The sequence below is a fragment of the Acinetobacter sp. UBA2581 genome (assembly GCF_002339435.1).
Taxonomy (GTDB): Bacteria; Pseudomonadota; Gammaproteobacteria; order Pseudomonadales; family Moraxellaceae; genus Acinetobacter; species Acinetobacter variabilis.
In genome coordinates this window covers 1-11,421 of sequence record NZ_DDLD01000111.1, presented here as the reverse complement: position 1 = coordinate 11,421, position 11,421 = coordinate 1, and the positions used below count along the sequence as shown (strand labels likewise).

General features: G+C 36.7%; 5 protein-coding genes and 4 pseudogenes. 8 read left to right on the top strand and 1 reads right to left on the bottom strand.

Features of this window, described 5'->3' with window-relative positions; all coding sequences use genetic code 11:
* From B3Q46_RS14220 to B3Q46_RS14200, 5 genes and pseudogenes are all read left to right on the top strand, one after another.
* Nucleotides 1–692, top strand: a pseudogene (locus tag B3Q46_RS14220) (IS256 family transposase); the annotation flags it as partial.
* A 42-nt stretch (nt 693–734) separates the two neighbouring features.
* Nucleotides 735–3,401 (top strand): excinuclease ABC subunit UvrA, encoded by a 2,667-nt coding sequence (locus tag B3Q46_RS14215; RefSeq protein WP_004779992.1) that lies wholly within the window; start codon nt 735–737, stop codon nt 3,399–3,401.
* Nucleotides 3,402–3,566: 165 nt separating this feature from the next.
* Nucleotides 3,567–3,662: pseudogene (locus tag B3Q46_RS14210) on the top strand (IS5/IS1182 family transposase); the annotation flags it as partial.
* A 158-nt stretch (nt 3,663–3,820) separates the two neighbouring features.
* Nucleotides 3,821–4,489, top strand: a complete 669-nt coding sequence (locus tag B3Q46_RS14205) for a hypothetical protein (protein ID WP_004779994.1) — start codon at nt 3,821–3,823, stop codon at nt 4,487–4,489.
* Nucleotides 4,486–9,537 (top strand): tyrosine-type recombinase/integrase, encoded by a 5,052-nt coding sequence (locus B3Q46_RS14200; protein WP_286716352.1) that lies wholly within the window; start codon nt 4,486–4,488, stop codon nt 9,535–9,537. Before B3Q46_RS14205 ends, B3Q46_RS14200 begins: the two co-directional genes overlap by 4 nt.
* A 70-nt stretch (nt 9,538–9,607) precedes the next feature.
* Here the strand turns inward: B3Q46_RS14200 and B3Q46_RS14195 are convergent.
* Nucleotides 9,608–9,709 (bottom strand): annotated as a pseudogene (locus B3Q46_RS14195) (IS5/IS1182 family transposase); the annotation flags it as partial.
* Between the two features lie 383 nt (nt 9,710–10,092).
* On the opposite strand from B3Q46_RS14195, the pseudogene B3Q46_RS16395 reads away from it, so the two are divergent.
* The 3 genes and pseudogenes from B3Q46_RS16395 to B3Q46_RS14185 all read left to right on the top strand — a co-directional run.
* A pseudogene (locus tag B3Q46_RS16395) lies at nt 10,093–10,310 on the top strand (hypothetical protein); the annotation flags it as partial.
* 149 nt (nt 10,311–10,459) lie between these two features.
* On the top strand, nt 10,460–10,621 hold the full coding sequence (locus B3Q46_RS14190) for a hypothetical protein (protein ID WP_375726237.1): 162 nt from the start codon (nt 10,460–10,462) through the stop codon (nt 10,619–10,621).
* 63 nt (nt 10,622–10,684) lie between these two features.
* Nucleotides 10,685–11,251: a plasmid replication DNA-binding protein gene (locus B3Q46_RS14185; RefSeq protein WP_286716350.1), complete on the top strand. Its 567-nt coding sequence runs from the start codon at nt 10,685–10,687 to the stop codon at nt 11,249–11,251.
* The last annotated feature ends 170 nt before the right edge of the window (nt 11,252–11,421 follow it).

The following is an 11,421-nucleotide window of genomic DNA, read 5'->3' as shown; positions in this document are numbered from 1 at the left end:
TTATGTCGAACTCAGGTTATTTAGTATTAGGCATTAACCTGGATGGCCAAAAAGAACTTCTTGGCATGTGGCTTGCTCAAACAGAAGCTTCCAAATTCTGACTATCAGTCATGACAGAGCTTAAAAATCGAGGAGTGCAAGATATTCTTGTAGCCTGCCTTGCGAAGCAGCGCTTCTCAGGACTAAAAGGCTTTCCTGATGCGATAGCCTCTGTCTACCCTCATACTGATATCCAGCTGTGTATCGTACATGTTGTACGCAATAGCCTGAGATTTGTGAGCTGGAAGGACTACAAAGTTGTAACAGCAGGATTGAAGGCGATCTATCAGGCAAGTACAGAGGAAAATGCTTTAAAGTCCCAAGATATCTTCTGCGATCAATGGAATCACCAGTATCCAAAAATTGGAGAATCCTGGCGGGCAAATTGGGAAAATATCCGAACGATCTTTAGCTATCCTGCTGAAATACGTCATGCGATTTATACAACAAATGCAATTGAATCATTGAATAGCGTGATCCGCCATTCAACTAAAAAAAGAAAGATCTTCTCTTCTGATGATTCAGTGAAAAAGGTCATTTATTTAGCAACTTCAAATGCTGCTAAAAAATGGACCATGCCAATTCAAAATTGGCGTTTAGCAATGAATTGGTTTACGATTCAGTTCGATGATCGCTTAAAAGATCATTTATAAAAAATGAGACTTACACAAAATAATTTACAGGCTCGTAGAAACATGAAAATACATTCTTTTGGTGAACACAATAACATTACTTTATCTAATAATTGTATTGAAGTTCGAGGTGCACGTGAGCATAACCTTAAGGATGTAGATGTTTCTATCCCAAGAAATGCACTTGTTGTTTTCTCAGGTGTATCGGGTTCAGGAAAATCATCACTTGCTTTTGGAACTATTTTTGCTGAAGCACAAAGAAGATATTTCGAATCTGTTGCACCTTATGCAAGACGCTTAATAGATCAGGCCGGAGTACCAGATGTTGATGCTATTGATGGTCTACCACCAGCAGTAGCATTGCAACAACAACGTGGTGCAAGTAATACCCGTTCTTCTGTTGGAAGTGTAACAACTTTATCAAATCTCGTGCGAATGATTTATTCGCGTGCTGGTGCATATCCTGCCGATCAGCCAATGTTATATGCCGAGGACTTTTCACCGAACACTCCTCAAGGTGCTTGTCCTACCTGTCATGGTTTAGGTCACATTTATGAAGTTACAGAATCGACAATGGTTCCTGACCCAACACTCAGTATTCGTGAGAGAGCTATCGCATCATGGCCACCTGCTTGGCACGGGCAAAACTTACGCGATATCCTAGTAACCCTAGGGTATGATGTTGATCGACCATGGAAAGATTTACCGCAATCGGATAGAGACTGGATTTTATTTACTGAAGAAACCCCAACAGTTCCTGTCTATGCTGGTTTAAGCCCCGCTGAGACTCAATCTGCACTTAAACGTAAACTAGAACCCAGCTATATGGGCACTTTCACTGGTGCTCGTCGCTATGTCCTTCATACTTTTGCTAATACCCAAAGTACGTTGATGAAAAAACGTGTTTCACGTTTTATGGAAGGAAAAATATGCCCTTCCTGTCATGGTAAACGCCTTAAACCAGAAGCCTTATCTATTACCTTTGCTGGAGTAGATATTGGTGAGTTTATGCAACTTTCTTTGGATAAGTTAACTTGCCTGCTTGAGCCCATTGTTCTTGGCAATTTCGACGCTCATGATGCTGGAGAAAAGACTAATAATAAAGTAACCCAACTTGATAGATCTGAACGAGCAACAACAGGTAGAGCAGTGCATTCTGTATCTCCAGATGTAAGACGTACGTCAGCACTTTCAGATGAAAAGAAAATTGCTGCCCAGCGTTTAGCAAATGGTGTGGTGAGGCGTTTAAATCAATTACGCCAGTTAGGTCTTGGTTATCTAACATTAGATAGAGCCACACCGACTCTTTCAGCGGGAGAGTTACAACGTTTGCGTTTAGCAACACAATTAAGTTCTATGCTATTTGGTGTAGTTTATGTACTGGATGAACCGTCTGCTGGATTACATCCTTCAGATAGTCAGTCATTATATGATTCTCTCGATAAATTAAGAGACGCTGGAAACTCCGTATTTGTTGTAGAGCATGATTTAGAGCTCATGCGTCGTGCTCAATGGTTAGTGGATGTTGGACCAGATGCAGGAGAGCAAGGTGGTAATATTTTATATAGTGGAGTACCTCAGGGTTTAAGTGAGATTTCAGCTTCACGTACTGCAAGTTATTTATTTAATAAAATCCCAGTTACTCAAAGTTATGGACGTACACCCTCTGGTTGGCTTGAACTTAACAATATTTACCGACATAACCTGCATAATATTGATGCTCGTATACCTCTTGGTGTACTTACAGCAGTTACAGGTATTTCAGGTTCAGGTAAATCTAGTCTCATTTCTCAAGCTTTACCCGAGTTAGTACTTTCATATTTAGGCAATGAATCTGAAACTGAAAACAATAATGAAAATAATCCTTTAAATGAAGGAATGTTGGTTACCGAGGTTACACAGGGTTCTCTGGCTGGTGATGTGGAGGCTATACAGCGTCTGGTACAGGTTGATCAAAAACCAATTGGCCGTACTCCACGTTCTAATCTGGCAACTTATACGGGTTTATTTGATCATGTTAGAAAGTTATTTGCTGGGACTCCTGAAGCTCGCCAAGCTCATTATGATGCTGGACGTTTTTCGTTTAATGTGGCTAAAGGGCGATGTGAAACTTGTGAAGGTGAAGGCTTTGTCAGTGTAGAATTATTGTTTATGCCAAGTGTATATGCCCCTTGTCCGACATGTCATGGTGCTCGATATAATGATGACACTCTGAAAATTCGCTGGAATGGACGTAATATTGCTGAAGTATTAGGAATGACCGTCAATGAAGCACGTGATTTTTTTGATGGAGAGGTCTCGATTGCTCGTTCACTACAATTATTAAAGGAAATTGGCCTTGGTTATTTACGTTTAGGGCAACCAGCGACTGAACTATCTGGTGGAGAAGCGCAACGTATTAAATTGGCGACCGAGCTGCAACGCAATCAGCGTGGAAATACACTGTATATACTTGATGAGCCAACTACAGGTTTGCATCCATCAGATGTAGATCGATTGTTAGTTCAATTGCAGCGATTAGTCGATGCGGGTAATACCGTGGTTATGATTGAGCATGATATGCGTGCCGTTGCACAAGCAGATTGGGTGATTGATGTGGGACCAGGTGCTGGAAATGCTGGTGGGAATATTGTTGTGGCAGGAACACCAAAACAAATAACAGAAAATCAAGATAGCCGTACTGCTCCATATTTAGTTAATGAGTTAGTGAGTCGTGATACTAAACGTTGATATTGCGAGTGGGTAGAATAAAACCTTAAATTAAAAGCCTGTAAAATCAATTAGATATTTTTCGTTTTAGGTGGTGTGTGAGCATGAAATCTAAAAGTTTTTTCAACTAAGGGCTTTGTTGCACAAACCTATCTGTAAAGGCTTTTTCAGCGATATAATTTTCAAATGAAGAAGCCTACACACAAAATCTACCGCACAACCAATTGGCCCGCATATAACCGAGCACTCATGAGTCGCGGAAATATTGCCATTTGGTTTGATTTAGTATAAAAATAAAGTTAGTAAATAAATCATATAAATCATATAAATCAAATACTTTTTTATTAAATATAAAATCTACTTGAATTAATTTTGTTAATTTTGGGACTATAATATTCTATTATTGTAACGCTAAAAATAATTTACCGGTGCAGAAAAAAATGATGACTCCATTGCTCATTGACGCATTAACAATTTCTGAAGGCAGGTTTAAAAAACCATGCCCTGTTTTAGTTTTGAAAATGCTGTTACTTGATGAGGAAACGAGCGGGTTTTCAGAGGTGATTAAAAATCAAGCATTACTACTGCTCGCGACATATCGCAAATTACTGCGTGCTGTCGCTAGGGATTTAAGTAATGTAAAAACTATAGAGAACAGTGTGAAAAAAAGACATTGGGGGAAAGCGGATAAAGCACAGGATAAGATGGTGATTGCAGACCAACTTCGACTAAAGCATTTAGATTTAGAAGAAATGATTTTATTTTTAAATACACAGCATTTTTTTAAACAGCTGCCGATTTCCTTTGTTAAAAAATTGGTAGATTGGGCACCACCGGTAGTTAGTGGTATTTTTTTAATCGAAAATGTTTTAGCCGGTTATATCGCCCAGAAGCTTTTGCTATTAGAAAAAATTAAAGTAAAGGAGCTTTGCAAGTCTGTGCAACCCTATTTTCACATAGCTGACTTTTTTGTATTTTTACCTCGATTAGAGGAACTTTATCAAAAACATCAGCAGCAAATTGTTCGTGTGGCACCAACGGCAGAAGTTGCTTTAGCTTTAACAGACTTTAAGAAAGCATGGATCTATCGTCTTAGGAGGAGGCCATGAATATTTATTTTAAGCAGCTTCTAGAATGGATGAATCAGAATGCGAGCATAGAAGAACAAGTACTTATCCAAGCATTATTTTTGTTACGTGTACATTATAGCTTAGCTGGTATTGTTGTCATTTGTCAGCGAATTTTCACATTGGTTGGTGATGATGAATTACCAGAATTTCGTGATGAGCTTAATACTTTAAAGATCATTAGTACATTACAGTATTCTGATCAATACTCACATTTTTTCTCAGAAACAATAGATAGAAACAGACATACACCCACGCCACTACGTCCATACACTGGAGACAGTGGAATTTGTGATTTGCTATTGATTCAAGCAGGACGAAGTCGAAATAATGAGAGTTTTGATAAAGTAATTATTTGGTTTTTAGAGCAAATATTTAACTTTCAAAAAAAAGTACATACTCTAGAGCTTTATAGTAGTTATTTAACGAGTGATGGAAGCATAAAGCTGAAAGATCAAAAAGGATCTCGTGTGTACAATGCCTTTTTAGCGATTAGGCTATTAGGTGATGCTGGTAATACACAGAATTTAGAAGATGTAAAAGCATCACTGCTTCAAAATTCGCCGAAACAACTGATTCAGTTAATGTCTGTTCATAATAAAGATGAACAATTAAATAAAATTTATTATGCATTAAAGCTATTTTTATCACAAATCTGGCAAAATAATCGGCAAAAAAATAACAAAAAACGTCGAGAATTTTTACACCGTATAGGTTTAAAGCATAGAAAACTGATCTTGCAACGATACGGCTCATTAAGTATTGCTATTCAACCTTTAGAGGATGTAGATGAAATTCATCGTGGTCTAGTATCTGAAGTATTTGAGGATGATGAGATTGAAGAAGATGAACCACCATTGGAGCCATTGTTTACATTTTTTTTGGCAGAACAATCCGATTTAATTCGAGGGTTTTATGCATCTAAGTCTACTTCTCAGCATGTTGAAGCTGCAAATGTTGGTTTAGTTTGGACCAAATGGCGATTGTCATTAAATTCGATTCAAGAAGTGTTTAGGCTCTGTCAACCATCTCATACTGATACCAGCTTAATTTTACGCGCAAAATTAGCTTTAATATTAAGTTTACTCACAGGACGTTCGGTGAGTGAATTAACAGCGCCTCGTTTTAGTCAAAATGCAGATCAGAATAATATTGCTATTCAGTATGATCATACTTTATCTGCATATGTATTAAGTGTGTTTGCAGGGACACCGACACTCAAAAAAAAACCAGAAGATTCTAAATTTCATGTGCCATGGACCAATGAATTACATTTGGTTTTACCGATTGAACTCAATGATTTAGTGAGTCAAGTCAAAAATCTTGGGATTACAAGACATCATATGGCAGTTGAACGTGACGTGAGTGAACTGATTAACCGTGTACCTAAAGAGCTAGAAATCAGCCTCAAAAGCATTCGAGATATTCTTCCACGTTTGTTATATGATCATAGCCAAGGTGATTTAGCTGTCGTTAAAGCAGTGACTAATGCATCAGGTCGAAATTATGATAACTTGATTCATTATGCCTCTTTTGAACAGAGGCAACTTGAGCAACTCTGGGCTGCTTGTTTAAGAACGATAAAAATTAATATTCCTGAATATATATACTCTTCCAATAAGCGGGTGGGTAGCCCAATTGGAATAAAGATTATTGAAATACAAAATGAAATTACACGAATAAAAAAGAGAATAAATCATGCTGCCGAACAGAAAGATTGGCAGACGCTCTTTGATAACTTAACATTGTATACAGCATTATGGATGAATCTTGCAACTGCAGGACGAGGAATTAAGCAGCCCTTTCCAAAGTGGATCAGTCAGCAAGGCTGGGTATTGATTCAAGATAAACATCATCAAGATGAATCAACCGATCGTTATGTGCCATTGACGCAAGCGTTGATCAAACAGATTCAAGGTTTACGTGGTTTGATGGGAATGCTAGGGGAGCAAGTTGAACTACGTGTTGATTTATCATCTTATGCTGTGCAACTTTGTGCTCCTCATCAGATTGAAGGTTTAGTTAGAAATTGGGCACGGAAGTTGGTTCGCTCTGATTATAATCAGTTACCTGGACGGTTCAAGGACGCTGGACTTGGGCACTGGGTAAGGGGTCGCCATCCATGGGATATGTTATCCGTATTTCCTGTATCAGCCTTTAAAAAACAATGGCTTGATGTACAAGAAAACTTGCAAAAACAATTAGGTTTCGAGTGTCTTGAAGATTTTGATTTTTTAAAAATCAAGGATATTCCAACATTTGTTTTAACTCAAGAGACTAAAACAGTACAGGTAGAGACAAAGCCTAGAATAGAGTTTTCTGAAAATGATGTAAAAGAATGGCTCAAAAACCCAGACTATAAGTCCTATTATCCGCTGATTTTTGAGGAAAATCCTGAGCCACAAGTAGCTTTAGAGCTTGGACATCTATTAGCCTCAAATTTAGCTAAAAATAAAAATATTGATTTGCCTCAAGCGATTAAAGCATATTGTGCTTATATTCGCGATGAAGCGAAAATTCCTTTATTCGTTCAGCTACCTCAAAAGGCGCATCGTACATGGCTGACATCTGAAAATAGTTTTAGTACATGGTGTTATATAGAACAAAACTTACTTGATGTTATTAAGAGGGATTTAGAACATTTACCTGAACATCAAAATTTTGATGTTGAAATAGGACGTTTGCTGGTTGTACTCTCGATGTATTCACAATTGTGCAGAGTAAGCCATTTACAAGCAATGTTAGAGTTTATTGCTTCTGATCAGCCTATAGTCGCTATGGGATATAGTCGGCTTATTGAGCTGGCAGTGAATAATGATAGATCTGTGACGAAGATACGCCGTACAGTACTGTTAAGTCCTTATGTCTCGACTTTAATTTTAGTAGACCGACAGTATCTACAGCCCCGATTAAAAATTATTTTAGCACAGTCAAAAGATCAACAAAGAAAGGCTTGGCAAAAGTGTTTTAATACATATTTAAAACAAATAGGACTTAAGTCAACTCTATCGTTAGCTCAATGGTTGAAAGCTTTACAGCAAAAGGTGATGTTAAATAGCACTCCGTTGATTGCAGGTTATATATCAGGCCAAGTCCTGACTGAAGATCTTTCAATAAATGAATTATTACGATTATCCGAATATGAAAAATTAACCATAGGTTTAGATAGCACTGAGCCTGAAAGTGAAATAGAAATAGGCGATGAGCAACTACATTTGTCTGATATTTTAGTGATGATTCAGCAACTAAAAGGTGAGTCTAGGTCAAGCATTTGGCTTAAACAGCTTGCCAATAATAAAACGAATCACTACTCAGTCAATTTATTAACGTGCTTTGTGCAATGGTTGATTTTACGCTGTGATGCAGAAGAGTTAAGTCTACAGAATCGAAATATGATTCATCTACATTTGGCCATTGTCAGTGCAGGTATATTGGGGTTTTCAGAAGATTTAACAAAAGATAGCCAGATTGATGAAGATGTATTTCAAAAATGGATGGAGTTGACGCAAGAGCATTTTCCACACCGCAAGCATCTCGCAGCGTGGAATCGCTTTAGAGATTTTTTAATTCAGTTAAATAATGATCGTATAAAGTTACACAAGTGTACAGCGCATCAAGCAAGTGCTAAAGTTTTTTCAAAAAATGAAGTGCAGCAGATCGTTCAAATATTACAATCTGTAGAATCTGGGGTGAATGATGCTGCTTTACGTCTAGAGATTCAGCGTCATTTTCGTTTATCTGCGGCGATGGGTGTACGCCGTTCAGAGACACTTCATTTACGGCCCTTAGATATTGATGAAGATATGCTCCGAATTCGTCCTTATGGTGAGCATCAGTTAAAAACACTTGGATCAGAACGTGTTGTTCCGATGAATTTATTAAGTCAGACGATTCAAAAGGGATTAGATAATATTTATAAGAATAAAAAAGATTCAATATTAATGTCTGATGAGAATAGTGGGCATAGGCCTTTTTTTGATCAAATATCTCAAATATTAAAGAAAGTCACTGGAGATGTTGATCTCAGCTTACATCATTTAAGACATACGTTTGCAAGTGCATATACTTTAAAGTGTTTGCAAACAGTGGTGGATTTTAAAGTGCTGACGATAGAACTTCCATGGCTACAAACTTGGATGCCATCGAATGAGCAATTTAATACGCTAGTAGGCAATGAAGGACAGGTTGGGCAAGGGATTAAGGCGATTAGTCGAGTGCTTGGACATTTACATGAATCGACAACATTAAAGCATTATATTCATATCTTATTTCTAGCTACTTATGCCTATAGCATGCAACAACAGCAACCCAATTTACATACTGCATTTTTTAACCGAGTCATGAGTCGGAGTAATTTATTCAGGCATTTCCAAGCGATTAACCAACAGAATGGTAATCTAAACTATGAGTTGAGAGATACCATCGAAAAATATGTGCTCAAAAAAATAGAAAGTCAGAGGTGGGTAATCTATGCTCAAAAAATAGGGAATTCGACGGGTAAAGTAATTAAACACGACCTGTTTCAAAAGATTGAAGATATTGAGCGGTATCTTATTTCTGGACAGGGGCAGCCACAATTAGATATTGAGTCCTGGAAGAGAGCTTTAATTACGATGTCAAACATTCCTTCAGGTAAACGTGGTTCAAATATAGGAAGACATCCATTATTGACACAAGGGAAATTAGCACGTTTGCCTGAATTACTAAGGGCTGTAGATTTTAATTCCGCACAAGAGATTTTAAAGCGATTTGATTATTTAGAACGAAACCAATCAGACACTTATAATTGGTTAATAAAAAAATGGTTGTATGAAAGTAATGTAACAAAAGTATTGATGCATTTTACCGCAGAAGATAAACCTATGCTTTCACTTCTTATAGAACATCAGTTTTTTCCGGTAGTGATGAAACATAATAAATATGATTATTTTAGAATAATGTCTCAACAAGCGTCATTAAGCGCCGTGCGATGGGTACTTACGTGGTTGAGTGTACGATATTTAGCGATTGGAGATCATATCAGAATCTAAGTATATATGACTTACGCACGCTTTGTTACACAAAGGTTTGAAAGACAGCGCTACCTTAATTGAGCTAATTTCAAGTGACAACTTGGATGTAAGTGCAGCCAAATTCTGTGAATTCGTTCGAGATAGCTACGCGTGCATGAATATCATTTACCTGACTAGGAAAATTTCTTGCTGCTCATTTATAGCTTAATAATAGAGACTTAAGTATTTTTTATGGATCAACAGAACCAAAAAACATCGCATTATCTATTGTGTTTTGTCTGCTGCTGGAAGCTATGTAACATGATTCCTTAGGGGAAATAGCCTAAGCTTAATAAGTGATTAAAAGCGCTGAAAATCCGCAAATTTGATTTTTTTCTTCGCTTTCAATTTGATCCATACGTTATTTATTTATATTTTTCATTTACAAAGCAATAAAAGATTCTAATTTGGTTTGCTCAAAGAAAAAGATACCCATTTGATAATTAGGTTACAGCAAAATCTGTAATCAGGCGTGGAAACCTGAAAATTACTACAGAAGTATTAAAACCGCTTTAACAGTTTTTTGTGCCTATTATGCTTAGTTTGCTATTATTAAATATCATTCAGCATAAAGTCATGTTGCAGAAGAAATGTCACCTTCAATGCAGCGTGACAATTTTGAAGTAGCACTAACTGATTTTGAAAAACATCCAATCATCAAATGTTTATTTAAAGCGAATAACCAGCGTTCTACAGAATATTGGAGCGTGCAAGAAATTGCAAACTTTATTGAGGATTGTACAGAAGATCAAAAACATCAATTTATATTCTAGTAACTTAAATTCTCAATAAAAAATTATGTTTTTTTTAATAAACAATAGCTTATTTTACTATTTCTTATTAATAGTTATAATTTTTTCATAACAAAAAACTCTTGATAAAAATTTTACAGCAAGCTTACATGTTTGGTAACCAGCTGTCTCGATTACCTGAATTTTCTAATTTAGCTGTAGGAGGTGAAAGTTATGAATCTCTCGCTGTCAAAATCAAAGAAATGCTCAGAGATCCAATACAACAAAAGCAATTTTTACCAAATCTAAGAAACTTAGGCTTCAAACCTTGAGTGTATTGGAGAATACACTTATTGTATTCTCCAATACGTATCGTAAATACACAGTAATACACCATGAAAACAAGTACAAAATACAGTGTTAGTGATGCAGCTACACTGTATAAAAAATCTCGTGCTACACTTTATAAAGATATAAAAAATGGGGTATTAAGTCGTGATCATGATGGCTCTATCGACTTCTCTGAGTTACTCCGCGTTTATGGTGAACCTTTTAGTGGAAAACACTCAAAACACACTGATACGTCTCCAACACAAACTATAAATACACCTGAATACACCGACAATACAGTTATTGAACTAAAGAATCAGATCGATTTTCTAAAGAAACAGTTAGAAAGAGCAGAAGATCGCGAAGCTAAAGCAAATTCTCGTATTGATACATTACTTACCCTAATTGAAATGAGGCCAACTCAGGTTCATTCCACACCAACTTCAGATCAATCTTCAGTGCAATCTAGTTCATCTCAAGTAGAACCTACATTGAATGTAGATAACGACAAACATGACGGATTGACTACTCCAGATCAAAAAGAAAATAAGCGCATTCTGGTGCCTAAACACATTGAACCAGTGCCTGAGAAAAGAGGCTTTTGGAGCCGTTTTTTTAGACCCTATGATTAACCACGATTGTTTAACTCATATGAATAAAGTCGTGAAACTTTGATTAAATAATAAGCGTGGAACGTGAAAAATCATAAAAAAAAGCCCACCTTGGGGAGGTTGGGCAAAAAAGGAACTACAGCTTTGATTTGTAAGCGGAATTATAACGCTGTTATTCACCAATTAAAATG